This is a genomic window from Pseudomonas sp. JUb42, from assembly GCF_024807945.1.
Classification (GTDB): domain Bacteria; phylum Pseudomonadota; class Gammaproteobacteria; order Pseudomonadales; family Pseudomonadaceae; genus Aquipseudomonas.
On sequence record NZ_JANUFD010000005.1, the window covers coordinates 188,871 to 214,393 of the forward strand.

Sequence of the window (25,523 nt, forward strand, 5' to 3'; positions counted from 1 at the left end):
TTCTTGACCTCTCCCATCGAAATCCGCCTGCGCGTGGCCTACCCCGAATTCAGCATCGATATCGACCTGAGCCTGCCCGGTCGCGGCGTTACTGCTTTGTACGGGCACTCCGGGTCGGGCAAGACCACCTGTCTGCGCTGCGTGGCCGGGCTGGAAAAAGCCGGGCACGGCTATATACGGATCAACGACGAAGTCTGGCAGGACAGTGACCGGGGGTTTTTCCTGGCACCGCACAAACGTGCACTGGGTTATGTGTTTCAAGAAGCCAGCCTGTTTCCCCATTTGTCGGTGCAGGGCAATCTGGAGTTCGGCCTGAAGCGCATCGCCGCCAGTGATCGACGCATCCAGTTGCATCAGGCCGCCGAACTGCTGGGCATCGACCACCTGCTGGCACGGCGCCCCGACAAGCTCTCCGGCGGTGAACGCCAGCGCGTCGGTATTGCCCGCGCCCTGCTCACCAGCCCACGTCTGCTGTTGCTCGATGAGCCGCTGGCGGCGCTGGATAGCTTGCGTAAAAACGAGATCCTACCGTATCTGGAGCGTCTGCATGATGAGCTGCAGATCCCCATGCTGTACGTCAGCCATTCCCAGGACGAGGTCGCACGGCTGGCTGATCATTTGGTGCTGCTTGAGCAGGGTCGGGCCATTGCCAGCGGAACCATCGGCGAGACACTGGCACGCCTGGACCTGCCCTTGGCCATGGGCGATGACGCTGGCGTGGTGATCAAGGGGGTGGTCAGCGCCTATGACGACAAGTACCAACTGGTGAGCGTGAATCTGCCGGGCAGTGCCCTGCAGATGCGCGTGGCCCACGCGGCGCTGGCGGTGGGCAAGGCTCTGCGCTGCAAGGTCCAGGCCCGGGATGTCAGCCTGAGTCTGCTGGGCGATGAACCCAGCAGCATCCTCAACCGCCTGCCGGTGACCGTGGTCAGCCAGATCGCCGCTGACAATGCCGCCCACGTCCTGCTGCGCCTGGACGCCGAGGGCACAGCGCTGCTGGCGCGGATTACCCGCTACTCGTTTGATCATTTGCAGATCTGTCCGGGCCAGCGCTTATGGGCGCAGATCAAGGCGGTGGCGGTGTTGGCATAAGCTCCACAGACCCTTTCAGCGCCTGGCAGTCTCCATCGCCACGGTAAACGCCCGTACCGCCATCTCCACCTCCTTGAGCAAGACATCCTGCGGGGTAATAACCGCCTCGGGATTGCGCACATCTTGATCCATGCGCTCGGTCAGCACATAGAGCACATCCACCCCGCCCCTCGCCAGCGCCACCAGATAGTCCGCCTTGGGCAAACGCTCACCACTTTCATACTTGCCCTGGGCATTGGCCGCCACACCGCCCATGGCGCCGAGCGCCTGCTGCGACAATCCCAGACGCTTGCGCTCTGCTCTCAATCGCGTACCTAGTTCTTTCATGGACCTGCCTGCTCCGTTGTCTTGGGCGCGCAAGTCTGGCAAAAAGCGTGGTAGCCGACCCCTATCCAGGCCACTCAGTCGGTTTTTCAGTAAAAACAAAGAGACTATTCCTACAAAAAACCGTCAGAACACAACAGCATTTGATACAAATCAGCCACATGACACTTATTGACTCCCGATGAAGGCCGCCAATGACTTCACAGCACGACGCCCCCGATGACGCCCTCCTTGCCAGCCCGATCAGCCGAGGCCTGGTCCGGGTGCGCGGCGCCCGTGAGCACAACCTGAAAAATGTCGACGTGGATATTCCCCGGGACGCCTTGGTGGTGTTCACCGGCGTGTCTGGCTCGGGCAAGTCATCACTGGCATTTTCCACCTTGTACGCCGAGGCCCAGCGGCGCTATTTCGAATCCGTGGCACCTTATGCGCGGCGCCTGATCGATCAGGTCGGCGTGCCGGATGTTGACTCGATCGAAGGCTTGCCGCCGGCCGTCGCCCTGCAACAGCAGCGCGGTACGCCGAGTACGCGCTCATCGGTGGGCAGCGTCACGACCCTGTCGAGCCTGATCCGCATGCTGTATTCCCGGGCCGGTCACTATCCGGCCGGGCAAACCATGCTGTATGCCGAAGACTTTTCGCCCAATACGCCACAGGGCGCCTGCCCGCAGTGCCACGGTCTGGGTCGGGTGTACGAAGTCACTGAAAAGACCATGGTCCCGGACGACTCTCTGACCATCCGCCAGCGCGCGGTAGCGTCATGGCCTACCGCCTGGCAGGGGCAAAACCTGCGCGACATCCTCGTCACGCTCGGTTATGACGTCGATATTCCGTGGCGCGACCTGCCCAAGGAGCAGCGCGACTGGATTCTGTTCACCGAAGAACAACCCACGGCGCCGGTGTATGCCGGTCTGACCCCGGCCCAGACCCGCGAAGCCCTCAAGCGCAAACTCGAGCCCAGCTACCAGGGCACCTTCACCGGCGCCCGGCGCTACATCCTGCATACCTTCACCCACTCACAAAGTGCGCTGATGAAGAAGCGGGTTTCGCAGTTCATGATCGGCAGCCCCTGCTCACTGTGTGACGGCAAACGCCTGACCCGTGCGGCACTGTCGGTCACGTTCGCCGGTTACGACATCGGCCAACTGGCACAGATGCCGCTGCTGCAACTGGCCGAAATTCTGCGTCCAGTGGCGCAACAGAGCACAGGCAACTCGGACTTGTCCGTGGAGAAACAGCTCGCCGCCCAACGCATCGCCCAGGACCTGCTGGCCAGGGTCAGTACCCTCACCGATCTTGGCCTGGGCTATCTGGCCCTGGAACGCAGTACACCAACCCTGTCTTCAGGGGAGCTGCAACGGCTGCGTCTGGCGACGCAACTGGGTTCGCAGCTGTTCGGCGTTATCTATGTACTGGATGAGCCGTCCGCCGGGCTGCATCCCGCCGACGGTGAAGCCCTATTCAACGCCCTGCAACGGCTCAAGGCCGCCGGTAACTCGCTGTTCGTCGTCGAGCACGATCTGGAAACGATGCGTCGTGCCGACTGGCTGATCGATGTCGGCCCCGCCGCAGGCGAGCATGGTGGCCAGGTGCTGTATAGCGGCCCGCCTGCAGGACTGGAGCAGGTGGAGGCCTCACGGACTCGCCTGCACCTGTTCGCTCAGCCCGATTCCCGTCAGCACACTCGACGCCAACCCAAGGACTGGCTGCGCCTGGAAGGCATCACTCGCAACAATCTGAACAACCTGAGCGCCGAGTTCCCGCTGGGCTGCTTTACCGCCGTGACCGGGATTTCCGGCTCGGGCAAATCTAGCCTGGTCAGCCACGCCTTGCTCGAACTGGTCGGCGAACATCTCGGCCAGACCCGCGCCAACAACGACAGCGAAGCACCGAGCCAGGAAGACGACGCCCCCCAGACCAGCAGTGGCCAGGTAGTGGCCGGACTGCAGGCGATTCGCCGTCTGGTCCAGGTCGATCAGAAACCCATCGGCCGCACGCCGCGTTCCAACCTGGCGACCTACACCGGGCTGTTCGATAACGTGCGCAAACTGTTCGCCGCTACAGCCGAGGCGCAGGCCCGGCAATACGACGCCGGGCAGTTCTCCTTCAACGTCGCCAAGGGCCGTTGCCCGAATTGCGAAGGCGAAGGTTTTGTCAGCGTCGAGCTGCTGTTCATGCCCAGCGTCTATGCGCCCTGCCCGACCTGCCACGGCAGCCGCTACAACGAAGAAACCCTGGCCATCCAATGGCAAGGCCTGAACATCGCCCAGGTGCTGCAACTGACCGTCGATGACGCCCTCCCCGTGTTCGCCGACGAGCCCGGTATCCTGCGTGCCCTGACTGTGCTGCGCGATATCGGCCTGGGCTATCTGCGCCTCGGCCAACCCGCTACCGAACTGTCCGGCGGCGAAGCGCAACGCATCAAACTCGCCACCGAACTGCAACGCAACCAGCGCGGCGCGACCCTCTATGTCCTCGACGAGCCCACCACGGGCCTGCACCCGAGCGACGTCGACCGCCTGCTCAAACAGCTCAACCAGTTGGTTGATGGCGGCCATACGGTGGTCGTGGTCGAACATGAAATGCGCGTCGTGGCCCAGAGCGACTGGGTCATCGATATCGGACCGGGGGCCGGGGATAAAGGCGGCAGGATTGTGGTGAGCGGCACGCCGGAGACGGTGGCGGGCAATAAGGAGAGTCGGACGGCGCCGTTTTTGCGTAAGGTATTGGGCTGAAACGTAAAAAGCCTTACGCTGAAACGACAAGGGCCTACGGAGGAAACCTCACGTAAGCCCTTGATCTTTATGTGGTGCCCCGAGCCGGGGTCGAACCGGCACGTCCAAAGGACGAGGGATTTTAAGTCCCTTGCGTCTACCAATTTCGCCATCGGGGCGGTAGCGCCAAGGCAGGGAATATATACATCCCTCCCCGGTGAAGCAAGCCAACTGGCCAGGAAAGTGCGACAAATTCTTGCATGAGCCTTCATATAAAAACGTTGAAAAATCATCTATCTACGCTGCATTTTTATGTTAACGACCTAACAGTCGCATAACGAACGCCGTTGCTTCCCATCCCCTGACGACGTCTTTAGACAAGAATGCTAAAGTGCGCGCACCGAAGCGTACGCGCAATCAAAACGCCACTATCGCCCAGATTCAGGCTTACACTGCACCACAGCTATCAATCACTCTTCATCGTATTCCCGAGGTTCATATCATGCGTTTGACATTCCCTGCCCTAGTTCTTGGATTGCTGGTCGCGCAAGGCGCACTGGCTGGCGAGGCTTCTACAGCCGTGGGTGGCGGTCTGGGCGGTGCGCTGGGCAATATCGTCGGCCAGAAAATGGGCGGCAGCACTGGTGCAGCACTGGGTGCCGGTGTTGGCGGCGCAGCAGGCAGCGCGGTCGGCGCCAAGAAAGGCACCAAGGTCAAGGCAGCCATCGGCGGTGGCCTGGGTTCGGCAGGCGGTTCGTTGCTGGGCAATAAGCTGGGCGGCAGCACCGGTGGGACGATCGGCGCAGGCCTCGGTGGCGCTGCTGGCGGCGCAATCGCTGGCAGCATGGGCGGTGACAAGAAGTCGCACAAAAGACACGATAACTGAGTAACCCAAAGGCTTTGCAGGCCTGGTCCTGCAAAGCCCATGACCGGGCTACTTGGGTGAAATAACAAGCAACAGCATCAGCAGCACAAGCAAGCCGCCGATCAACCAGTCCCCAACACCGCTTTTACGCCCCGCCCGCCGCAACACCCTGTGCTCCAGACACATCACCTCCTCGACGTACATCTTGATAAACAGCAGCTTTTCGTCCTCCGAGCAGGACGCGAGAAACGCCTGCAATTCCTCCATCTGCTGGTTCTCCAGGCGCAATACGTCTCCGCCCCGCTCATGCACGACTTTGCGCTCGGTGAAATCGCGCAACGCCCTGGCTCTGGCCCTGGTTCGATAAGTTCTTTTTTTAATAGCCATGTCACGCCCCTGACCCCCAAGACCTTTGGGGAGCAGGTGAAAGCTAGCAATTAGCTAGTGGTCATGGGAGGTTCAAGCACCAATCACAGAAACTTCCCACATAACAGAAAGAGAAGACTTACATGCGATCTTCTTTTTGAATTAATAATCCGTGCAAACTCTAGCCATTTGGATATCCCGCCATAACGCCTCAATGCACCGAGAAGCCCATATCAAAAAAGGGGTAGCAACGAGTTAACGCCCCCCGGGAGGCCCTGCAGGACGCAGACTTGCACTAAAAATGAATTCCATCGATGACGATAATTCATGAAAAAGATGTGATTTTTTTGTGAAAATATCGTTATTTAAGCGCCGGGCTGACAAAACGATCAGCCTTCCGGATGGAGCTTTTGACGTGCAATCCCCTTTTGAAGACCTGAAATCAGCATCATTGGGCTTGATCCTCAGGCTTGCCCTGGTTGGGTTGGCACTGACGATGATATGGCTCGACGTCGCGATCTTTCATACAGAAATTCTGGAAATCTCCTTCACCGAAATCAGTCAGGAACTGATGCTTTTTGGCTGTGCGCTGCTCTTCTGGTTTTCGCCGGGTGACGCTAGCCAGAAAGGCTTCAAAATATTGGCAGGCGGCTTTTTTGCCTGCCTGTTGATGCGCGAACTCGACGGCCTGTTCGACCCCATCAGCCACAGCGCCTGGTGCCTGCCCTTCTCCGTCATCGCCATCGTCTGCCTGGTCAAAGGCTTCAACGCCCAACACCGCGACAATACCTTTGCTGCCCTGTCCGCGTTCAGCCGCACACCGGCTTTCGGCACGCTTTCGACCGGGTTGGGTATCCTGGTGTTCTCCCGGGTATTTGGCATGGGCTCGCTGTGGCATATGATTCTTGGCGATGGCTACGCACGCCTGGCCAAGACCACGGTAGAAGAAGGAATCGAATTACTGACGTATTCAATGTGGCTGGCCGGGAGCGTCGATTATTATGTGCGACAGCGGGCATTGGTCGCAGGCAGCAAAAATAAGTTGTCGATGGAAAGCCTCGGGCGCCATGTCTATAGCCCGAGCAAGTGAATCATCGCGGCCTGATTAGTAACCGGGCCGCTATCTGACATGGTGATGCACAGTGATAGCGAGTTAGAATCACCGTCCTCCCCATGAAACGGAATTCCTCCATGTTGCTTCGCGCAGTCTTGATGCTGCTCGCCTTCGCCACCCTTGGCGGCTGCGCATTCGGCCATAAACTCGATTACCGACAATCCACTACCACCACGTCTGCACACACCTCCAAGCCTATCGCGATCAACGTGATCGATCAGCGCCCTTACGTTATCTCCGGCGACAAGAAACCGATCTACGTGGGGACATTACGGGCCCTGTATTACAACCCGTTCAATATCAATACCTTGACCGGCCTGCCGTTATCCTCGGACCTTGCTGAGGCGATACGAGTGTCCCTGGAACACGCGTCGATCAATGCCAAAGTGGTCTATTCCAACCTAGACGCAGAGCCCGGGCAAAAACTGCTGGTGCTGACCGTCCGTGAATGGAAAAGCGATGCCTACATGCGCATCCGCTTCGACTACGACATTACTGCAAGCGTAATTGATGGGGCCGGCAAAGAGTTGGCGAGCAAAAGTGTCAAGAGCACCCTCCAGATCAATAACTACATTCTTGCAGGCTCCAACGCCCTCCTTAACGTGCTGGACGACAAAGAGATTGTCGCGGCATTGTCTGCGGATCCGGTGGCAGCCGTCTCTGTCCCGGCTCCTGCGGCCAGCGCGCAGCGTCAATGAGTATGTATGACGAGGCTAGATAACCGGCCTACTGGAAGCCCACTATAAAGTGGGCTTCTTGGCGCTGCGGATCAGCTTCAGGTTCTTTGGCACCAGAAAGTCGATCACATCGTCAGTCACATAAAAATAGCCCTCAAATTCTGACTTATCCTTTCGCAAGAACACCGCGTGGCTGGTGTGCCTGGCGATATCTTCGACACCCATCAGCGATGCCGGATAGGCAGAATCAAACCCTGTTCCGCGATAAAAACTGATTAAGTAAGCAGCGATGGATTCGTACTCTTCGCGATTTTTTGACTGTATGGCTACTTCATAAAAGAGCCCGGCAAAAAGGCAGACTCGGGCACTGATCTGATCCTGTCCGGGAATAACGCCGTTTAAGTGACTGGCTTTACGGCAGTCCAGCGCAGGGCTGATCTGATCCGGCTTGAACGCTGCGGACATACCCGTCGCGACCTCTCCCAGCTTCAACCCGGCAAACGTGAACGCCGGATTGATTGTGCGTTTGAGGCGCAGATCAGCGACGTTCAGCTCAAACATTACGATCCCTCGTGATTTGACCGAAAGTTCGATCGACAGCCTTTGGGCCATGGTCAATGCACCTGCGAAGGCGACGCTTTTGACCGGAGCAAATTTTCCGGGTCGGGCATGATCGGGAACAATGTCGATGGTCTTCACCGTCCCCACATCGAACTGGACGGTCATGGTGCAATCGTCGGCACCGCAATGGAGTTCGTCGTTTTCCAGGCTAAACGTAACGTCAGAGTGTTGCCCACTCTGACTGCTGACCATCATTGCCAGGCTTACAGATTCGTCGTGGATGGCCTTTACTGTCTGTCTGGCGGTGACAGCCTGGCCCTTGAGATCCGGGTATTCCCAGCCCGATGACTGCGCCGGTACCGCGATAAATAGCGCACTCACCAACACCAATAATCTCAAAACCTTCATCCCTGGACCTTCATCTTTTGAGCTGCCAATTTAGCAGCATCTCGCATTTCTGTTCGGACACTCGTCAGAACAGATAACCAAAGACGTCTACAGACGTGTCGGCGAGATCGTAAAGCCGACCAAATAATCGCGGTATGCGGAACGCATTTGGTGATATGCGGAACACTTTCGACTTTTCTGCACCCAATAAAAAAACCCCGCAGACGTTAATCTGCGGGGTTCTTAGAGGTGGAGGCCGAGGTCGGAATCGAACCGGCGTAAGCGGATTTGCAATCCGCGGCATAACCATTTTGCTACTCGGCCCCAAACGTTCAGTGTCAAGACACAACACTCAACGCGTACAACTCTGAACTGGAAAATTCTTTTACCTATCTTCCAACTCTTTGAAATCTAAAGGTTTTTTCTATTCCCTGACTCGGGAATGGACGCAATTCTGTACGTCTTCGCTGGCCCTGTCAACCTTCAGAGGGAAAAAAGCTGTAATTCCCATCAGTTGCCTTGATAACGCAGCGCGTCCACCACCATGGAGAAGGCCAGGGAAGCGTGGCGGCGGTTGGGGTAGTACAGGTAGTAGCCGGGACTGGGGGCGCACCAGTCCTGCAGTACCGCGACCAGACGGTTGTCGGCCAGGTACGGCGCGGCGCTGTCTTCGGGCAGGTAGATCAGGCCCTGGCCGGCCAGGGCGGCGGTCAGGCGCAGGGCTGCGCTGTTGAAGGTCATCTGGCCTTCGACCTTGACCTTGACTTCGCGGCCGTCCTTTTCAAAGTCCCAGGCGTAGAGGCCGCCGTGGGTCGGGAAGCGGATATTGATGCAATTGTGTTCGGTGAGCTCCTGGGGCACTTGCGGGACGCGGCGGGTGGCGAAATAGCCCGGAGCGCCGACCACCAGCCAGCGGAAGTCCGGGGTGATGCGTACGGCGATCATGTCCTTTGCCACGCGCTCGCCCAAGCGCACACCTGCGTCGTAGCGTTGCGCGACGATGTCGGTCAGGCCGTAGTCGATATCCACCTCGACGTTGATCTGCGGGTAGCGCGGCAGCAGTTCAAGCAGCGCGGGCGTGAGGAATGCGCTGGCGGCGTGCTCACCGGCGGTAATACGCACGGTGCCCATGGGCTTCTCACGCTCTTCAGTCAGCAGCGCGAGTTCCGACTCGATCTCTTCGAAGCGTGGCCGCACCAGTTGCAGCAGGCGCTCCCCTGCCTCGGTCGGTGACACGCTGCGGGTGGTGCGGGTCAGCAGACGCAGGCCCAGGCGTTCTTCGAGGTTGCGAATAGTCTGGCTCAGTGCCGATTGGGAAACCCCCAGTCGCGCGGCGGCCTTGGTAAAGCTGCGTTCGCTGGCGACGATGGCGAAGGCCGAGAGGTCGTTGAAGTTTTCCTGGGCCATTCATTAGTCCGTCTTATGAGTATATGCGGACTCTGCCGTCTAATCACTGACAGCGTCCAGGGGTAAATTCTCAGCATCGCCCATTGCAACTCGAAGGAACCTTCATGACCCAAGCTCTCCCCAAGGTCGTCGTTATCACCGGTGCCAGCAGTGGCCTGGGTGCCGCAACCGCGCGCCTGCTATCTGCGCAAGGTGCAATTGTCGTGCTCGGTGCGCGGCGTCTCGATCGCATCCAGGCGCTCGCCGAAGCGCTGATCGGCAATGGCGCCCAGGCGCTGGCCGTGCAGACTGATGTCACCGATGCCGCACAAGTGCAGCATCTGGTTGATACGGCGGTACAGCAGTTTGGTCGCATCGACGTGATCCTCAATAACGCCGGGCTGATGCCTCATTCGCTGCTTGAACAACGCAAGATCGAGGACTGGGACCGCACCATCGACGTCAATCTCAAGGGTGTGTTGTACGGCATCGCCGCCGCCCTGCCCCACATGCAGGCGCAGAAAAGCGGCCATATCATCAACGTCTCGTCGGTGGCAGGCCATAAGGTGCGCCCGGCCAGCGCGGTTTATGCGGCGACCAAGACCGCCGTGCGGGTGATTTCCGAAGGGTTGCGCCAAGAGGTCAAGCCTTACAACATCCGCACTACGGTGATCTCACCCGGTGCTGTAGACACCGAGCTGCCCGCCAGTATCACCGACCCGACTATGGCCAAGAACGTTGCGCAGTTCTATGAGCAGTACGCCATTCCCGCCGACTCTTTCGCCCGCATGGTGGCGTTTGCCATGAGCCAGCCGGAAGACGTTGATATCAACGAAATCCTGTTCCGCCCCACCAGCCAGGAGCTTTAAGCGCGAAAGTGCCGCCCTTGATCGGGGCGGCATGCGATCACATCGTCATCAGTTTCTCTTTGCTGATCGGCAAGCTGCGGATGCGCTTGCCGGTGGCGTGATACACCGCATTGGCCACCGCCGCCGCCAGCCCCGTTACGCCGATCTCGCCCATGCCCCGGGCGCCGAACTCGTTGAAGTGATAGTCCGGGTAATCCAGCAGAATCACCTCGACCTCCGGCATATCGGCATGCACCGGCACCACGTACTCGGCGTAATTGTTATTGGCCGGCATGCCGTTGCGCGGATCGAACTCGCCCGCCTCGAACAGCGCCATGCCCAGGCCCATGATAATCGCGCCCTCGACCTGATTGCGCCCGGCCAGGGGGTTGACCACCTTGCCGACATCGATGGCGCTGACCACCCGTGCCACCCGCAGGCGCGAGATGCCCGGATCCCAGCGCACTTCGACAAAATGCACACCAAAGGAACGGAACGAGTGCTTGGCCCCGGCGGCCGGGCCGCTGAGGAATTTACCCTCGGCACGGGCCAGCTTTTGCGTCTGCAGGATCTCAGCGAAGCTGGCGCGACGGCCATTGAGTTGCAGCGCACCCTCCTCGACTTGCAGCGCCGCGACATTGCCCTCCGCAAACGGGCCGCTCTTCGCGACTGCGTATTGGCGCAAGCGGTCCAGAGCCTCCCGGGTCGCCCCGGCCACGGCAGGCATGACACTGGCCGTGGCCCAGGAACCGCCGGACACCGGCCCCGGTGGAAACGCCGAGCTACCCAGCTGCACTTCGACCCGATCAATGGGCAGGCCGGTCAACTGGCTGACCGTCTGGGCGACAATGGTGTAAGTGCCGGTGCCGATGTCCTGCAGGCCGCACTGGACCAGCGCCGAGCCATCGGCGCGCAGGGTCACTCGGGCCTCAGTTGGCACCTGATAGGCATCCCAATTACAGGCGCCGATGCCATAACCAATGATCTCGTCGCCCTCGCGCATGGAGCCGATCTTCGGGTTACGTTTACTCCAGCCAAAACGCTCGGCGGCCTGATCGAGGGCTTCGGGCAAGTGATTACTCGACCAGGGCAACTTCACACTTTCATCGGTGGTGGACAGGTTGAGCCGGCGGAATGCCAACGGGTCCATGCCCATCTTTTCCGCCATTTCGTCGATAGCCGACTCGAGGGCGAACAACCCCGGCGCCGCGCCCGGAGCACGCATGGAAGTCGGCGTGCCGCGATTGACCTGGCTGTATTTGTGGGAAACGCGGACATTGGGGCAGGAATAGAGGTTCTTGGTCACCACGCCGCAGGATTCGGTGTAGGGATCCACGGTGGAGGTGCTGTTGAACGAGTCATGGCGAATGGAGACCAGTTTGCCTGCTGCATCGGTGGCCATGCGCACGCGCTGGATTGTCTCGGGGCGATGACCGACCGTCGTAAACATCTGCGCCCGTGGCAGCACCAGTTGCACCGGGCGCCCGGTCACTTGCGAAGCAGCGCAGGCGGCGATGGAGTGCGGCCAGGGCCAGAGCTTGCCGCCAAAACCTGAGCCAATGAACGGCGCGCGCACTTCGACGCGATCCGGCGGCAGGTCGAAGACGTTGGCCAGCAGATTGCGGTGGTTAAGCACGCCCTGACTGCTTTCATAGACAAACAATCGACCGTCTTCCCACCAGGCGGTGGTGGCATGCATTTCCATGGGGTTATGCACTTCCACCGGCGTGGTGTAGGTCACGTCCAGGCGCGCAGCCGCTTCGTGCGCGCCATCGGGCTCACCGCGCACATGACCACGCCCGCCATCGCGGGCACCATGCAGCCGCATCCCCTCTTCAAGAGAACGCACCGGCGTCGTCGCCGCATATTCGACCTTGACCGCATGGGCCGCCGCCCGGGCCTGCTCGAAGCTGTCAGCCAGGACCAGCGCGACGAATTGCCCTGGGTAATGCACATCCGCATCTTCAAATGGCAGCCGATGCTCATCGGTCCGGCTGGCGATAAGGATGTCCTTGAAGAAGTTGATCGGGCCGTCGGGGGTACGGTGCAGCGTGGGCATATTGCCGTGATGAAGAATCTTCACCACGCCGGGCATGCGTTGCGCGGCCTGATCGTCGATGCGCACGATGCGGCCGCTGGCAACGGTGCTGTAGACGCCATAGGCATACAGCAGGTTTTTCACAGGATGATCGGCAGCGTACTTGGCCGCGCCGGTTACTTTCAGCCCGCCGTCGACACGGCGGTGGGCAACACCAATCACGGACTCGCTCATGCGCTGGCCTCCAGTGTCAGATCACGCAGGTTGCGCACAATCGCCTGCTGCCCCAACGGCACTTTAAAGGCGTTGTGCTCGGTCGTTACCGCACCGCGCAGCGCTACTTCGCCCGCGCGCTGGAACAACTCCAACGAAGGGTTCTGGCCAAGCAGCACACGTTCGGCTTCGACGGCCCGCCAGGGTTTGGTGCCGACGCCGCCCATGGCCAGTCGCACCTGGGCGATCTTGCCGCCGTCCAGGCGCACAATCACCGCGCTCGACGCCAGGGCAAACTGGTAGGAGGTGCGGTCGCGCAGCTTCAGGTACGCCGAACGACTGCCTGGCAGAGGCGCATCCAGGGTGATATGGGTGACCAGTTCGTGGGGCTGCAACGCATGCTCACGCCAGGGTGAATCACCGGGCAGCAGGTGGAAGTCGGCGAAGGCAATGTCCCGCGCGCCCTGGGCGCCCTGCACGGTGACCTGGGCACCAATCGCCGCCATGGCCACGCACATGTCTGAAGGATGGGTGGCGATGCAGTGCTCACTGGTGCCCAGCACCGCATGCACGCTGCGACTCAAGCCGCCGATAGCCGCACAGCCGGAGCCGGGCTGACGCTTGTTGCAGGCGGAAATACCGTCACGAAAGTAATTGCAGCGCACCCGCTGCATCAGGTTGCCGGCAGTGGTGGCCTTGTTGCGCAGCTGTGTCGAGGCGCCGGCCAGAATCGCCTGGGAGAGCACGGGATAGCGCTCCAGCACCAGCGGGTGGCTGGCCAATTGGGTATTGCTCACCAGAGCGCCGACGCGCAGGCGGCCATCGGGCAAGGTCTCGATTTGCTTGAGCGGCAGGCGGTTGATATCCACCACCTGCCCGACCTGCATGACATCGAGCTTGACCAGATCAAGCAGGGTCGTGCCTCCGGCGAGGAACACCTGAGTACCCTGGCTGGACGCGGCGGCGAAGGCCTGGTTCGAGCAGTCGGCACGCATATAGTCGAAAGTACGCATCAGCTGACGCCCTCCATCTTGCTCCGTGCCGCCTGAACAGCGGCGAGGATGTTCTTGTAGGCGCCACAGCGGCAGATATTGCCGCTCATGGCCTCACGCACACTGGCGTCATCGCGGCCCAGATGCGGGTCCTGCAGGATCGCCACGGCGCTCATGATCTGCCCCGAAGTACAGTAACCGCACTGATAGGCGTCATGATCCCAAAAGGCCTCTTGCACCGGATGCAGCTTGCCGTCCCGGGACAGACCCTCGATGGTGGTGATCTCGTCTTCGTCGTGCTGCACGGCGATCGACAGGCAGGAGTTGATCGCCACGCCATTGACCAACAGCGTGCAGGCGCCGCACTGGCCGTGGTCACAGCCCTTCTTGGTGCCCGTCAGTTGCAGGCGGTCACGCAACACATCCAGCAGGATCGCGTTGGTCGGCACATTGAGCACTTGCGGCACACCGTTGACCGTGAGGCGAACGCGTCGCTCACCGGTTTTCAGGGCCTGGCTGTCGTCGATGGTCGAAGTCAACGCTTGCGCCGCCAGTGCCGGCAAAGCGCCCGACAGGGTCACCGCTGCCGCGCCCGAAGCGCCGAACTTGAGAAAGTTGCGTCGGGAAGTCTGCACGCTGGATGTCGTGGCAATCAGGTTGCCTGACGAACTCTTGGGATCGGTCATGATGTTTCCCTGCATCTTGATGGAGATATAAGAAGCGGGATGCGCGTAACGGCTCAACACTCTAGAGGAGCATGAGACACATTCTCATTATTTCGACGCACACTACCCGCTCTAATGCTTGCGACTGGTCTGACGGGGAATAAATTCGACCACGCAGAGACTTTTTGTCAAAAGCCGCGATGGGCGTGAAAGGGTTGCAAAAGCTTTGAAGGCACTGGCCTGACGATGGTCAATAACCCGGACTCTCAAGATATCAGGGTCTTGCGCAAACCATTACTGCGACTTCGCTCATATGCCTTATTAGTTAGGCTAATCAATTAAATGATTAATGGATGTTTCAAGTTTAAATGACGCGCAATAACCACCGTGCCAATGTACCCGCCCACTGCCCGCAAAACGCTTTGAAACATGCGCGTAACAAGAACACACTGAGCGCCATTTCAGCAGCCTGACAGTGGTCCGGCCAAAAGGTGATCACCATGATGGACAGCCTGAGCGGCATCACAGCATTTATTCAGGTCGCCGAAACCCGCAGCTTCACCGAGGCCGGGCGACTGTTGGAGGTGTCCTCATCGGCCGTGGGCAAAAGCGTGTCGCGCATGGAAGAACGCTTGGGCGTACGGCTGTTTCACCGCAGCACCCGCAGTGTCACCCTGACTGTGGAAGGCGAGCTGTTTCTTGATCGCTGCAAACGCATCGTCAGTGAACTGGAAGCAGCGCAGATCGAGTTATTGCAGCTGTCCGCCACGCCACGGGGCAAGATCAGGCTCAGCGTGCCGATCCAGAGCAACCTGATCATGCCGTTGCTGGCCGGTTTTATTCGTGCGTATCCGGAGATCGAACTGGATGTCGATATGTCCGATCGCATGGTCGACGTAATTGAAGAAGGCTTTGACGCCGTGGTCCGTACCGGTACGCCCCAGGACTCACGACTGATGGCGCGAAAACTGGGCGAATACCGGCTGCAATTGGTCGCGTCTCCGGACTATCTGGCACGTCACGGCGAGCCGCAACACCCCGATGACCTGGCCCGTCACGCTTGCCTGCTGCACAAGTTTCCCGCCACCGGCATGATCGAGCGCTGGCCGTTGCAGGTCGACGAAGAGCCGGTTGATCTGGCGCTGTCGAAAACCATCACCTGCACCACCATGGATCCCCTCACCTATCTGGCTCTGGATGGTGTTGGCATTGCCTGCCTGCCCGATTTTTCGATCAGGGCGCCGCTCAAGGATGGCCGGCTGCAAGTGGTGCTGGCCGACTACACGGTGCATAGCGGCGACCTGTGGATGCTCTGGCCGTCGTCGAAACAGGCGGCGCCGAAGCTCAGGGCGCTGATTGATTATTTCAAGCAGCATATTTTGCAGGGGTGAAACCACCCTTTATCAGACACGACATAACCAGCTTAATCAAAATGGTTTTCTGTATGAACCAGCGCGGTGTCCCTGACACCACGCTGTCGCGCAATAAACATCTAACCGTAGGACCGGCTTTAGCCGGGAGAGCATCAGCTTCAACGACGCCCTCCCGGCTAAAGCCGGTCCTACAAAAGCCTATCCCCGCAGCTTTTCCAGCAACCGCGCATTCCCCAAGCCGAAGCTGAGCATCACCAGCAGCCCCAATACCCCCAGGACCGCACTGGACCATAGCGTCGCCGCCATGCCACCATGATCGACCACCAGTCCACCGAACAGTGAGCCCGAGGCGATAGCGGTCTGGAAGGTCATCACCAGCATGGCCGAACTGGCCTCGGGTAGACGTGGCGAGGTGTGTTGCATCCAGGTGCTCAGGCTCAGGGGAATCGCGCCGTAGGCCAGGCCCCAGCTCAATATGGCGACGATGACGGCCATGCTGCTGCCAGCCAGCCAAGGCAGGCTCAGCAAAGCGATGACCATCAGCACCACCATGCTCCCCAGAGAAAACGGCAGGTGGCGATTGACTGTGGTCGCCACGACAAAGTTACCCAGCATCCCGAGCAGGCCAAAACCGAGCAATACCAGGGTAATGGTGCCGCTGCCGAAGCCGGCCTCCTGCAGCAGAAACGGCGCGATATAGGTATAGGCGGTGAAATGCGCGGCAATGACCAGGCCCATCAGCAGGATGCTGCGTTGCGCAGTACCTCTGCCGACATAGCTCAGCAGTGCCTTGACCCGCAGCCCTTCACTGGATTCCAGCGATGGCAGGGTAAGAAACTGCGCCAACAGCGCAACCAGTGCCAGCAGCGCAGTGGCCAGGAATGACGCCCGCCAGGAGAACAAGGTGCTGATAAAAGTGCCAAAGGGCACGCCCAGTACCGTGGCGAAGGTAATACCGGCAAAGATGATTGCCGTGGCCTTGGCCGCTTTATCCGGCGCAACCAGGCGCCCCGCTGCGGCGATGGCCACGGCCCAGAAGCCGCCCAGGGACACGCCCAGCAGGCCGCGACCCAGCAGCATCGGCAGCAACCCCGACGCGGTGGCGCTGATCAGGTTGGAGAGCACCAGCAACAGCGCAAGGCCCAGCAGCAGATGTCGCCGATTAATGGTCCCGGCACCGATCATGATCGCCGGAGCCGATATCGCCGCCACGACTCCCGGCACCGTCACCATCAGGCCGGCCGTGCCATCGGTGATCGACAGCTCCTGGGCGATCTGCGGCAATACACCCACCGGCAAATACTCCGTGGTCACGAAGGCGAATGCACCCACGGCCACGGAAAAAACCGACAGCCACTGGCGCATGCTGGAATTAGCTGCGGGCGCTGTTTCAGCAGGATAGATATCTAATACACTTGCTTCAGGTTCACTCACGGTGATTATCCTCTGGACTGTCTGATAAGTTGCCAGCAAGACTAATTCACCGTTATCGTTATAAAAACCGCCTAGGTCTCCAGACACTTCGGACAAAACAGCGGCAATCGTCTATTCAAGACACTTATGTCCAGAGTGATTGGATCTGTGCACTCTTTTTCCCTTGAATAGGCCGATATAAGTTTGCAGTCGATTAATTCAATCCCTCAGGGAGACATCGATGTCGACTCAACTTAGCAGCGAACACAGCCAGGCCATTCCCCCTATCCGCGTGGGTATTGTCGGCGTTGGCAACTGGGCACGCCACGGCCACCTGCGCGTGCTCAGCCTGCTGCCGCAGTATCAGCTACAAGCGGTGTACAGCGAACGCCGTGAGCGCGCCGAGGCCGCCGCCGAGGAGTTCGGCTTCAAACAGGTGGCCGACAGTCTGACCGAACTGGTGGAAAACCCCGAAGTTGATCTGGTCGTGGTGCTCAATACCGCACCCCAGCATGAACAGAGCGTGCGTGCGGCCATTGCGGCGAACAAAGACGTTTATTGCGAATGGCCATTGACCACCCGCACCACAGACTCACAGGAATTGATCCGCCTCGCGGAGAAAGCCGGTGTGCGCCATATCGTCGGTCTGCAGCGTCGCCATGCCCCGCATAACCGTTATTTGCAGGACTTGCTGCAACAGGGTTATGTCGGCAAGCTGCGCTCAGTGCGTATTCATGTGAGCATGAATTACTTCCAGGCCCTGCGCGATAATGCCTTGCGTTGGACGATTCCCGAGGAGAACTTTTCCAGCGCGGTTTCCATTTATACCGGGCACTTTCTCGACATGTTATTTACCGCCACGGGCTGGCCAACCGCTATTTCCGGCGAACAGGTCAGTCAATTCGCCAAGGTCACGATCAAGGAAACCGGTGAAGTCTTCGACAGTACTGCCCCGGATCAATTGGTCCTGACCGGCAGCATGGAGGACGGCGCCGTGGCCTCGATCCAGATCGAAGGTGGCAAGCGCAACGGTTCAGGGGTGCAAATCGATATTACCGGCGACCAAGGTGATCTGCGCATCATCAATACCAATGCCTTTGGCGATGTGGGTGACGACTACCTGATCGAAGGCGCCCATGGCGACAATCTCGCCTTGCAACCCTTGCCCGTCCCCGCCAGCTACCTGCGCCTGCCCGCGTCGAACCTGCCCTCGGCGGTGCTGGAACTGGGCGAACTCTATTACGCCTATGCCCAGGATCTGGCCGACGGCACCCATGGCGCGGCAACCTTTGCCGATGCCGTGCGCATGCATCGCTTCCTTGATGCGGCCAAGGCCTCGTCTGACAGCGGCCAGCGGATCTATCTCGACTGAGAAACCTGGCCCACAGCTACGCGGGTCCAAACCGAGGCTTGTCAGGGCCGGGCATTTTCGCCAACAATAATAAGTAATAATTCTCAATTGCGATTAATCCCATGCCTGCCCCTGACTCCCCTGTGTTGCACAGGCTCTACAGCGAACACAATGGCTGGCTCAACGGCTGGCTGCGGGCGCGCCTGGGCAATTCGAGCGATGCGGCGGACCTTGCCCAAGATACCTTCGTGCGGGTGCTTACGGCCCGCAACGTCGAGGCCATCCGTGAACCGCGCACCTACCTCAGTGCCATCGCCCGGGCGTTGATGATCGACAAGTTCCGTCGTCGCGCTGTCGAACAGGCATACCTGCAGACCCTGGCATTGCGCCCCGAGCCGTTGGATATCTCCCCGGAAACCCGCCTGCTGATCCTGGAAACCCTGACCGCTGTCGACGCCATGCTCGATAACCTCGGCGAACGTACCCGCAGTATCTTCCTGATGCTGCAACTCGAAGGCCTGAGCTATATCGCTAGCGCAGAGCGCCTCGGTGTGTCGGTGACGACGGTGAAGAAACACATGATCCGGGCCATGACCCATTGCCTGTTACTGGTCGAGGACTGAAACCCATGGCCGCCGCCCTCGACCGAAAGGTGCTGGAAGCCGCCGCGACCTGGTACGTGCAGCTCCACGCCGCCGCGCCTGCCGAGCGTGAGCGGGAAACTCAAGCCTGGCATGCCTGGCTGAATGAAAACAGTGCCCATGCCCAGGCCTGGGCGCGGGTCGAAAAGCTGCAACGGCAACTGGGCGTGTTGCCCCAGGAACTGGCATTGCCAACCCTGGCCGGGGTCAGGGCCCGACGCCGTACCCTGGTCAAGCTCCTGGGGCTGCTGCTGACAGCGGGAGCAGCAGGCTGGGGAGCGTTGATGCTCGAACCTTTGCCCGCCAGGCTGGCGCAATACCGCACCGTTAAAGGCGAGCGACGACACCTGCAGTTGACCGATGGCAGCCAGCTGGAGCTGAACACCCACAGCGCCGTGGATATCGATTTCAACGTCAACGTCCGCCAGATTCGTCTGCATTACGGTGAGATCCTGATTCAGACCGCCTCCGACTTTGCCCGTCGACCGTTTATCGTTCATACCGCTGAAGGTAGCGTGCGTGCGCTGGGCACGCGTTTCGTCGTACGCAGCGAAGCAGACCACACCCAGGTGCAGGTGCTCGAACACGCCGTCGAATTGCGCCCAGCTCAGGACAATGGACAAGTGCTGCGCCTCGAGGCGGGGCAGCAGGCCGGATTCGACCGCCATCACCTCGGCACGCCGACGGCCCTGCCGGTCGGGGTCGATGCCTGGACCCAAGGCATGCTGATGGCCATCGACTGGCGTTTGGGCGATCTACTCAATGAAGTGGCCCGCTACCGTGTCGGTGTCGTGCAATGCAGTCCGGCCGTGGCGGACCTGCGCCTGTCTGGAACCTTCCGTCTGGACGACAGCAACACTTTCCTCGAAAACCTTGCCGCCTCCCTGCCCGTGCGCGTGCGCTTCTTGAGCCGTTATTGGGTACGAGTGGAAGCCGCCTGAATAAATAGTTCGGCTTGAGGTTGCTGATTTTCATTCTCATCCGGCCAAGCACTGAAGCGGCGATAACTGCCGCATTTTTTGCCACGCCACCGAAGGAAAGTTTCATGTCCCGTTTCTCCCTGCGAGCGGCCGCGCCCCTGGCCAGCGCCGTCCATTTGGCAATGCTGGGTCTGCTCGTTACACCGCTGGCCCTGTTACCAGGCCAGGCCAGCGCCCAGTCCGAAGTCCTCAGCTACAACATCGCCGCCGGTCCCCTGGCCACTGCCTTGAGTCAGTTTGCTGCCACGGCGCGAGTAACGCTCACGTTTGCCACTACCCAGACCCAGGGCCTCAATTCCCCCGGCCTGCAAGGCCCACACTCGGTCGAGGAAGGCCTGGACCGGCTGTTGGCTGACAGCGGTCTGCGCGCGCAGCATCAAAGTAACGGCGGCTACGTACTGGTCGCGGTCAAAGCGGCCGGCGACAGTGCGCTGGAACTGGGCGCAGTGAGCATTTCCGGCAAGGCACCAGGTTCCACCACCGAGGGCACGGGCTCCTACACCAGCGACTCGTCGAGCAGTTCGACGCGCCTTAATTTGTCCCTCAGGCAAACGCCGCAGTCGGTCACCGTACTGACCCGCCAGCGCCTGGACGATCAGAAACTCGACAACCTGACAGACGCCCTGGATGCCACCGCCGGGATCACAGTCATCCGCGAAAGCCTGGGCGCCGACAGCACGCCCTATCTGTCCCGGGGCTTTGCGATCCGTAACTTCGAGATCGACGGTGTACCCACTTCCGCGAGCATGGACAATTACACCCAGAACACGGCTATGTATGACCGCGTGGAAGTCGTGCGCGGCGCCACCGGCCTGATCAGCGGGCTGGGCAACCCATCGGCGACCATCAACCTGATCCGCAAGCGGCCGACCAGTGAACCCCAGGTGATCCTCACCGCCGAGGCCGGAAGCTGGGACCGCTATGGCCTGGGCGTGGATGTGGGCGGTGCACTGAACGACAGCGGCACCCTGCGCGCTCGCCTGGTGGCAGACAGCAAAGACCAGCACGCCTGGATCGACCGTTACAGCCAGGAGCTCTCGACGGTCTACGGCATTACCGAACTGGACCTGGACGACACGACCCTGCTGACCCTGGGCCTGAGTCACCAGACCACCCATAGCAACGCACCGATGCGTACCGGTTTCCCGTTGTTCACCACCGACGGCGACAAGACCGATATCAAACGTTCGTTCAACAGTTCGCCGGGCTGGAGCTATTACGACCGCCAGCAAAGCATGGTCTTCAGTTCCATCGAACATCAATTCGACAATGGCTGGAGTGGCAAGCTGGAGTACAGCCACGCGCGCAATGATTACGACACTGTGGTCAGCTACATGGATGGCACCATCGACAAGAGCACCGGAGCTGGCGCCTACATCATGCCGACCCGCTGGCAGGCCACGCCGCAACAGGACAATGTGGATGCCTACCTGACCGGCTCGTTCTCTCTGTTCGGCCGCGAACATGAGCTGATCGCGGGGACCACCCTGTCCCGCCTGGAGGAACGCGGCACGCCCAACTATGGCGGCTGGCAAAGGGCCAATTCGGGCTATATGGGCACCATCGCTGACATCTATAGCTGGGACGGCAGCGCGCCAAAACCAGTCTTCAACAAGATCGGTGAAAGTGACCTGACCGAAACCCAGAACGCCAGCTACCTGACCTCACGCTGGCGCCTGAGCGACGCCGCCAGCCTGATCCTCGGCGCCCGGGTGGTGGACTGGCAGCGTGACAGCAAAAGCTGGCTCTACGGCGGCACGAGCAGTAAGACCCGGCGCAGCGAAACCGGCATCGTCATTCCCTATGCCGGCTTCGTCTACGACCTGAGCGAGATCTGGACCGCTTACGCCAGTTACACCCAGATCTTCAACCCGCAGTCAGCGTCGATACGTGACGTCAACGGCACCCCGCTCGACCCGCAGGAAGGCACCGGTTATGAAGTGGGCCTGAAGGCCGGCTTCTACGAGGGACGACTCAATACCAGCGTGGCGCTGTTCCGGGTCGAGCAGGACAACCTGGCGGTCGCTGACGGCAACAAACTCGCCCCCAACGGTTATCAGGCCTACAAGGCGGAAAACGGCACCACCAGCGAAGGCGTCGAATTCGAGGTCAACGGCCAGCTCACTGAGGGTTGGCAGATCACCGGCGGGTACTCCTACAGCGTCAGCTTCAACGACGAGCACCGACGCATCGTCACCGAGATCCCGCGCAACAGCGTCAAGCTGTTCACCACCTACCGGCTGCCAGGCGAACTGGACAAGCTCACGGTCGGCGGCGGCCTGAACTGGCAGAGCGAAGCAGGTTATGACCTCAGTTACGCGACCACTCAGGGCAGCTACGCCCTGGCCAGCCTGATGGCCAGGTACCAGATCACCCCTGCGCTATCGGCTTCGGTCAACGTCAACAACCTGTTCGACAAGGAGTACTACACCACCACCGCCGCCGGTTTGTACGGTGCACCGCGCAATGTCATGACGACCCTGCGTTACGCGTACTGATGAACGGGATGCGGGCAGTTGAGGCTGTCCGTATCGCCTTTTGCACAGGCATGCAATCAAGCAAAACACCTCGCCGAAACATTTTCTTGCATATTGGGTTAGGGTTTTTCGATTCTCATTCGTCTTTGTTATTGAGGCAGGTCTTTTTTGGCCAGGCCGTGCCCTGCTCATTCGCAGGGCAACCCCATGCCCATGGGCTCAACTCCTCGTACAAAGACGCGTATTCAATGTCCAAGAAGTCCCGCTCGAAACTCTGGTTTCTCGTCCATAGCTGGCTGGCGCTGCCCATCTGGTTTTTCGTGCTGATCGTGTGCGTCACTGGCACCCTGGCAGTGGTCAGCCAGGAAATCGTCTGGCTGGCCAACCCCGATGTGCGAGCCAGCAAGCCCACCGAGGACGCCGTGGCCCTGAGCTACGATCAGGTCGTCGCGGCCATCCGAAAAGCCGAACCCGAGGCGCTGGTGCAGAACATTCGCACACCGCAAGAGCCCCATTTCGCCCTGCGGGTGAAAGTCGGCTACCCGGATGGCCGCTCGGTGTCTGTCTACGTCAATCAGTACACCGGGGTGATTCAGGGCATCAGCCCGAAATTCGACTTCCAGGGGTTTACCCGCGCCCTGCACGGTTGGTGGTTGGTGCCCTTTACCAGTGGTTATAGCTGGGGCTGGTATCTGGTCTCGCTGCTCGGCCTGCCCATGCTGGCATCACTGGTCACCGGGCTGGTGGTCTACAAGAAGTTCTGGAAAGGTTTCTTCAACCCGACCCTGCGCCTGCGCCAGGGCGCGCGGATCTTCTGGGGCGATTTCCATCGCCTGAGTGGTATCTGGTCGATCTGGTTCATTGCCGTGATCTCCATCACCGGCACCTGGTTCCTGATCCAGGCCATTCTGTCTGATAACCAGATCAGCATTTCAAGCGAACCGGTGGCGCCGGCCATCGCCCGGGAAAACGTGCCAACCTCCGCCGATGGCCACCCCGCACCGAGCATAGGCGTGGACCGTGCCATCGAGCTGACGACCCGGACCATCCCCGGCTTCGACGTCAGCTACGTCATCCTGCCCGGCAACGCCTACAGCTACCTGACCATCGGCGGCCGTGGCTGGTATCCGCTGATGAACCAGAGCGTCAGCATCAACCCTTACAGCGGCACCCTCGACAGCAGCCACTTGCTGTCCGACCGCAGCGGCCTGGAGTTTGTCACCGAGTCCATGCGGCCCCTGCACACCGGCGATTTCGGCGGCCTCTGGGTCAAGCTGATCTGGTTCTTCTTCGGCCTGCTGCTGAGCATGATGGTCCTCAGCGGCTTGCTGATCTGGAGCAAACGTACCGCCCTGGCCACCCTTGCCGCACTCAAGCGCAGCAACCACGCAACTCGACCGCCAGCGAAACGCGCGGCAGCGGGCAGCCAACCCGAAACCGTGGGGGGCACCATGTGAGCCAGGCCAATACGATTGTGAGCCCCTCCCCGCTGCGCCGCTTGTGGCACAAGTGGCGTTTCCACCTGAATATCCTGCTGCTGCTGATTCCCTTGGGCTTCATGCCGAAATACTTCGCCGATGTGGCGATGTTCCGAGGCGAAAGTGGCCTGGGTGCGCGGGACATCGGCGAAATCCAGGTCGGTCCCTGGAGCCTGCGCCTGGCCGAACTGCGTGACGAAGCGCCCCTGCTCAACGGTCCGGCCGGCTACATGAAGAGCTTCAATGCCGCGCTGTGCAAGGCCTGCGCCAATGAGGTCAAGGCCACGTATCTGCGCATCGGCAAGCCGCGCAGCCTGCGTACAGCAGGGGCGATCTTCTTTGGTACGCCGTATCGCGCGGGCACCAGCGTACCGATCCCCAAGCACGCTTCAACCGACGACGCCCTGTGGATCACCATGGAAGGCTGGGACGGTTCCATGCATCAAGCGTCGATTCCCCTGAGCCAGGCATCCCCGGCAACCGCCGCCTGGCTCGCCCAACAAGGAGGCAAACCATGATTGTTGCAACGGCCAGGCGCGCCGCCGCGCTCTTGTTGATCCTGTGTGCCGGGCTGAGCACCCAGGCCCTGGCCCATAACCCACTGTGCGAATGCAAGGAAATCGACGGTGAGCAGATTCGCTGCACCGGCGGCTTTTCCGACGGCAGCGGCGCCCCGGGAGTAACCCTGGACGTGATCGGCTATGACGAAAGCATTCTGGTGCCGGGCAAGCTGGGGCCAGATTCGACCCTGACCTTCAAGAAGCCTGCAGGTGAGTTCTATGTGCTGTTCGACGCCGGTCCCGGCCACGTCGTGGAAGTCGACCAAGGGGATATCCAGCCAAAATGACCGCGACCGTTACTACCCAAGTCATACGTCCGGCCGGTGCCGGTCATGAAACCCTGTATGTGTTGCTGTTTTGCCTGATCGTACTGGCGTGTGCCGGTTCGGTGGTGTTCTGGCATCGCGAGAGCCAGGACGTCACCGCCATCGAGACGTATCAGATTGATGCCCGGCGCGATCTGACCCCCGGTGAACAAGGCATCTACGCCGATCTGCGGGTGACCCTCGACGAGATTCGCCTGCTGCAAGAGGAACAACCTGCCCTGCCGGAGCCTGCTGCACTGGCTGGCGAAGGTTTCGCGCCGTTTGCCCGGGACGCCAGTTCGGTAAGCCGCGGTGGCCATGCCTGGCAGTTGCTCGAGCAACGCGCCTACCTGGGCCTGAGCCAGCAACCGGCAACGGCGGGCTCGTTCCTGCTGCGGGTCACTGGCGCCGGGCAAGCGGCGGATATCTGGCTGAACCGCGCCAAGTCCCTGAGTGCTCCGATTGATCTGGGTGATCAGGCCTTGATTGCGGCGGGCTGGCAGCAAGTGGTCGCGCAGTTCGATGCCGGGGTGACGCGTCAGCGCCAGCATCAGCATTGATAACCCAGTGGGAGCCGCCTTGGTGGCGATAGCGGCGGATCAGTCGCGGAAATTATTGCGAGCGCTTCGCACTCGATCGCCACCAAGGCGGCTCCCACACACAGCAATTTGTATTCCAAATCAATTTCCAGAATGAGAAGCCC

Annotated in this window: 23 protein-coding genes and 2 tRNA genes; 15 read left to right on the forward strand and 10 right to left on the reverse strand. The window is 60.3% G+C overall.

Features of this window, described 5'->3' with window-relative positions; translation table 11 throughout:
* Positions 1 to 3: 3 nt before the first annotated feature.
* Positions 4 to 1,092 carry a molybdenum ABC transporter ATP-binding protein gene (modC, locus tag M2401_RS12020; RefSeq protein ID WP_259102941.1) on the forward strand — a complete coding sequence of 363 codons (1,089 nt, stop codon included), beginning with the start codon at positions 4 to 6 and terminating at the stop codon, positions 1,090 to 1,092.
* 15 nt (positions 1,093 to 1,107) lie between these two features.
* On the opposite strand, the gene M2401_RS12025 is transcribed toward modC, so the two are convergent.
* Positions 1,108 to 1,419: a helix-turn-helix domain-containing protein gene (locus tag M2401_RS12025; protein ID WP_259102942.1), complete on the reverse strand. Its 312-nt coding sequence runs from the start codon at positions 1,417 to 1,419 to the stop codon at positions 1,108 to 1,110.
* A gap of 191 nt (positions 1,420 to 1,610) precedes the next feature.
* On the opposite strand from M2401_RS12025, the gene M2401_RS12030 reads away from it, so the two are divergent.
* Positions 1,611 to 4,151 (forward strand): excinuclease ABC subunit UvrA, encoded by a 2,541-nt coding sequence (locus M2401_RS12030; RefSeq protein WP_259102943.1) that lies wholly within the window; start codon positions 1,611 to 1,613, stop codon positions 4,149 to 4,151.
* Positions 4,152 to 4,223: 72 nt separating this feature from the next.
* Here M2401_RS12030 and M2401_RS12035 read toward each other — a convergent pair.
* Positions 4,224 to 4,309 (reverse strand) — tRNA-Leu (locus tag M2401_RS12035).
* Between the two features lie 323 nt (positions 4,310 to 4,632).
* On the opposite strand from M2401_RS12035, the gene M2401_RS12040 reads away from it, so the two are divergent.
* Positions 4,633 to 5,016, forward strand: coding sequence for a bacteriocin (locus M2401_RS12040; protein WP_259102944.1), 384 nt, complete (start codon positions 4,633 to 4,635; stop codon positions 5,014 to 5,016).
* A gap of 48 nt (positions 5,017 to 5,064) precedes the next feature.
* Here the strand turns inward: M2401_RS12040 and M2401_RS12045 are convergent, their stop codons facing one another.
* Positions 5,065 to 5,382 carry a hypothetical protein gene (locus tag M2401_RS12045; protein WP_259102945.1) on the reverse strand — a complete coding sequence of 106 codons (318 nt, stop codon included), beginning with the start codon at positions 5,380 to 5,382 and terminating at the stop codon, positions 5,065 to 5,067.
* A gap of 328 nt (positions 5,383 to 5,710) precedes the next feature.
* Between M2401_RS12045 and M2401_RS12050 the strand changes: the two genes are divergently transcribed.
* Positions 5,711 to 6,451: a hypothetical protein gene (locus M2401_RS12050; RefSeq protein ID WP_259102946.1), complete on the forward strand. Its 741-nt coding sequence runs from the start codon at positions 5,711 to 5,713 to the stop codon at positions 6,449 to 6,451.
* 101 nt (positions 6,452 to 6,552) lie between these two features.
* On the forward strand, positions 6,553 to 7,173 hold the full coding sequence (locus M2401_RS12055) for a hypothetical protein (protein WP_259102947.1): 621 nt from the start codon (positions 6,553 to 6,555) through the stop codon (positions 7,171 to 7,173).
* Positions 7,174 to 7,215: 42 nt separating this feature from the next.
* Here M2401_RS12055 and M2401_RS12060 read toward each other — a convergent pair whose 3' ends face one another.
* The 3 genes from M2401_RS12060 to M2401_RS12070 all read right to left on the reverse strand — a co-directional run bounded on the left by M2401_RS12060 (position 7,216) and on the right by M2401_RS12070 (position 9,507).
* On the reverse strand, positions 7,216 to 8,121 hold the full coding sequence (locus tag M2401_RS12060) for a hypothetical protein (protein ID WP_259102948.1): 906 nt from the start codon (positions 8,119 to 8,121) through the stop codon (positions 7,216 to 7,218).
* Positions 8,122 to 8,350: 229 nt separating this feature from the next.
* Positions 8,351 to 8,424: transfer RNA gene (locus tag M2401_RS12065), tRNA-Cys, on the reverse strand.
* A gap of 186 nt (positions 8,425 to 8,610) precedes the next feature.
* Positions 8,611 to 9,507 carry a LysR family transcriptional regulator gene (locus tag M2401_RS12070; protein ID WP_259102949.1) on the reverse strand — a complete coding sequence of 299 codons (897 nt, stop codon included), beginning with the start codon at positions 9,505 to 9,507 and terminating at the stop codon, positions 8,611 to 8,613.
* Between the two features lie 104 nt (positions 9,508 to 9,611).
* Here M2401_RS12070 and M2401_RS12075 point away from each other — a divergent pair, with 104 nt between their 5' ends.
* Positions 9,612 to 10,355: an SDR family oxidoreductase gene (locus M2401_RS12075; RefSeq protein ID WP_259102950.1), complete on the forward strand. Its 744-nt coding sequence runs from the start codon at positions 9,612 to 9,614 to the stop codon at positions 10,353 to 10,355.
* Positions 10,356 to 10,392: 37 nt separating this feature from the next.
* Here M2401_RS12075 and M2401_RS12080 read toward each other — a convergent pair whose 3' ends face one another.
* The 3 genes from M2401_RS12080 to M2401_RS12090 are packed head-to-tail and all read right to left on the reverse strand — an operon-like array spanning position 10,393 to position 14,263.
* Positions 10,393 to 12,606 (reverse strand): xanthine dehydrogenase family protein molybdopterin-binding subunit, encoded by a 2,214-nt coding sequence (locus M2401_RS12080; RefSeq protein WP_259102951.1) that lies wholly within the window; start codon positions 12,604 to 12,606, stop codon positions 10,393 to 10,395.
* A complete protein-coding gene (locus M2401_RS12085) occupies positions 12,603 to 13,598 on the reverse strand; it encodes a xanthine dehydrogenase family protein subunit M (protein ID WP_259102952.1) in 996 nt (331 codons plus the stop codon). Before M2401_RS12085 ends, M2401_RS12080 begins: the two co-directional genes overlap by 4 nt.
* Positions 13,598 to 14,263 (reverse strand): (2Fe-2S)-binding protein, encoded by a 666-nt coding sequence (locus M2401_RS12090; protein WP_259102954.1) that lies wholly within the window; start codon positions 14,261 to 14,263, stop codon positions 13,598 to 13,600. Before M2401_RS12090 ends, M2401_RS12085 begins: the two co-directional genes overlap by 1 nt.
* Before the next feature lie 482 nt (positions 14,264 to 14,745).
* Here M2401_RS12090 and M2401_RS12095 point away from each other — a divergent pair, with 482 nt between their 5' ends.
* Positions 14,746 to 15,633, forward strand: a complete 888-nt coding sequence (locus M2401_RS12095) for a LysR family transcriptional regulator (RefSeq protein WP_259103296.1) — start codon at positions 14,746 to 14,748, stop codon at positions 15,631 to 15,633.
* 180 nt (positions 15,634 to 15,813) lie between these two features.
* On the opposite strand, the gene M2401_RS12100 is transcribed toward M2401_RS12095, so the two are convergent.
* Positions 15,814 to 17,049 carry an MFS transporter gene (locus M2401_RS12100; protein ID WP_259102955.1) on the reverse strand — a complete coding sequence of 412 codons (1,236 nt, stop codon included), beginning with the start codon at positions 17,047 to 17,049 and terminating at the stop codon, positions 15,814 to 15,816.
* A 220-nt stretch (positions 17,050 to 17,269) separates the two neighbouring features.
* Here M2401_RS12100 and M2401_RS12105 point away from each other — a divergent pair, with 220 nt between their 5' ends.
* From M2401_RS12105 to M2401_RS12140, 8 genes are all read left to right on the forward strand, one after another.
* Positions 17,270 to 18,400 (forward strand): Gfo/Idh/MocA family protein, encoded by a 1,131-nt coding sequence (locus tag M2401_RS12105; protein ID WP_259102957.1) that lies wholly within the window; start codon positions 17,270 to 17,272, stop codon positions 18,398 to 18,400.
* 101 nt (positions 18,401 to 18,501) lie between these two features.
* Positions 18,502 to 19,002, forward strand: coding sequence for a sigma-70 family RNA polymerase sigma factor (locus M2401_RS12110; protein ID WP_259102958.1), 501 nt, complete (start codon positions 18,502 to 18,504; stop codon positions 19,000 to 19,002).
* Positions 19,003 to 19,007: 5 nt separating this feature from the next.
* Positions 19,008 to 19,961 carry a FecR domain-containing protein gene (locus M2401_RS12115; protein WP_259102959.1) on the forward strand — a complete coding sequence of 318 codons (954 nt, stop codon included), beginning with the start codon at positions 19,008 to 19,010 and terminating at the stop codon, positions 19,959 to 19,961.
* Between the two features lie 104 nt (positions 19,962 to 20,065).
* Complete coding sequence (locus tag M2401_RS12120; protein WP_259102960.1) at positions 20,066 to 22,498, forward strand: TonB-dependent receptor; 2,433 nt, start codon at positions 20,066 to 20,068, stop codon at positions 22,496 to 22,498.
* 227 nt (positions 22,499 to 22,725) lie between these two features.
* Positions 22,726 to 23,934 (forward strand): PepSY domain-containing protein, encoded by a 1,209-nt coding sequence (locus M2401_RS12125; protein WP_259102961.1) that lies wholly within the window; start codon positions 22,726 to 22,728, stop codon positions 23,932 to 23,934.
* Entirely contained in the window at positions 23,931 to 24,473 is a 543-nt protein-coding gene (locus M2401_RS12130) for a thiamine pyrophosphate-binding protein (protein ID WP_259102962.1), read from the forward strand. The genes M2401_RS12125 and M2401_RS12130 overlap by 4 nt, the downstream gene beginning before the upstream one ends.
* Complete coding sequence (locus M2401_RS12135) at positions 24,470 to 24,802, forward strand: hypothetical protein (RefSeq protein ID WP_259102963.1); 333 nt, start codon at positions 24,470 to 24,472, stop codon at positions 24,800 to 24,802. Before M2401_RS12130 ends, M2401_RS12135 begins: the two co-directional genes overlap by 4 nt.
* A complete protein-coding gene (locus M2401_RS12140; RefSeq protein WP_259102964.1) occupies positions 24,799 to 25,380 on the forward strand; it encodes a DUF6162 family protein in 582 nt (193 codons plus the stop codon). The genes M2401_RS12135 and M2401_RS12140 overlap by 4 nt, the downstream gene beginning before the upstream one ends.
* Positions 25,381 to 25,523: the final 143 nt, after the last annotated feature.

Excerpts from the sequence above, each read along its gene's own strand:
- M2401_RS12070 (WP_259102949.1), bottom strand. The coding sequence starts at position 9,507 with ATGGCCCAGGAAAACTTCAACGACCTCTCGGCCTTCGCCATCGTCGCC.
- M2401_RS12105 (WP_259102957.1), top strand. The coding sequence starts at position 17,270 with ATGTCGACTCAACTTAGCAGCGAACACAGCCAGGCCATTCCCCCTATC.
- M2401_RS12090 (WP_259102954.1), bottom strand. The coding sequence starts at position 14,263 with ATGACCGATCCCAAGAGTTCGTCAGGCAACCTGATTGCCACGACATCC.
- M2401_RS12120 (WP_259102960.1), top strand. The coding sequence starts at position 20,066 with ATGTCCCGTTTCTCCCTGCGAGCGGCCGCGCCCCTGGCCAGCGCCGTC.
- M2401_RS12095 (WP_259103296.1), top strand. The coding sequence starts at position 14,746 with ATGGACAGCCTGAGCGGCATCACAGCATTTATTCAGGTCGCCGAAACC.
- M2401_RS12140 (WP_259102964.1), top strand. The coding sequence starts at position 24,799 with ATGACCGCGACCGTTACTACCCAAGTCATACGTCCGGCCGGTGCCGGT.
- M2401_RS12040 (WP_259102944.1), top strand. The coding sequence starts at position 4,633 with ATGCGTTTGACATTCCCTGCCCTAGTTCTTGGATTGCTGGTCGCGCAA.
- M2401_RS12135 (WP_259102963.1), top strand. The coding sequence starts at position 24,470 with ATGATTGTTGCAACGGCCAGGCGCGCCGCCGCGCTCTTGTTGATCCTG.
- M2401_RS12080 (WP_259102951.1), bottom strand. The coding sequence starts at position 12,606 with ATGAGCGAGTCCGTGATTGGTGTTGCCCACCGCCGTGTCGACGGCGGG.
- M2401_RS12085 (WP_259102952.1), bottom strand. The coding sequence starts at position 13,598 with ATGCGTACTTTCGACTATATGCGTGCCGACTGCTCGAACCAGGCCTTC.
- M2401_RS12025 (WP_259102942.1), bottom strand. The coding sequence starts at position 1,419 with ATGAAAGAACTAGGTACGCGATTGAGAGCAGAGCGCAAGCGTCTGGGA.
- M2401_RS12045 (WP_259102945.1), bottom strand. The coding sequence starts at position 5,382 with ATGGCTATTAAAAAAAGAACTTATCGAACCAGGGCCAGAGCCAGGGCG.
- M2401_RS12055 (WP_259102947.1), top strand. The coding sequence starts at position 6,553 with ATGTTGCTTCGCGCAGTCTTGATGCTGCTCGCCTTCGCCACCCTTGGC.
- M2401_RS12110 (WP_259102958.1), top strand. The coding sequence starts at position 18,502 with ATGCCTGCCCCTGACTCCCCTGTGTTGCACAGGCTCTACAGCGAACAC.
- M2401_RS12030 (WP_259102943.1), top strand. The coding sequence starts at position 1,611 with ATGACTTCACAGCACGACGCCCCCGATGACGCCCTCCTTGCCAGCCCG.
- M2401_RS12125 (WP_259102961.1), top strand. The coding sequence starts at position 22,726 with ATGTCCAAGAAGTCCCGCTCGAAACTCTGGTTTCTCGTCCATAGCTGG.
- M2401_RS12115 (WP_259102959.1), top strand. The coding sequence starts at position 19,008 with ATGGCCGCCGCCCTCGACCGAAAGGTGCTGGAAGCCGCCGCGACCTGG.
- M2401_RS12075 (WP_259102950.1), top strand. The coding sequence starts at position 9,612 with ATGACCCAAGCTCTCCCCAAGGTCGTCGTTATCACCGGTGCCAGCAGT.
- M2401_RS12060 (WP_259102948.1), bottom strand. The coding sequence starts at position 8,121 with ATGAAGGTTTTGAGATTATTGGTGTTGGTGAGTGCGCTATTTATCGCG.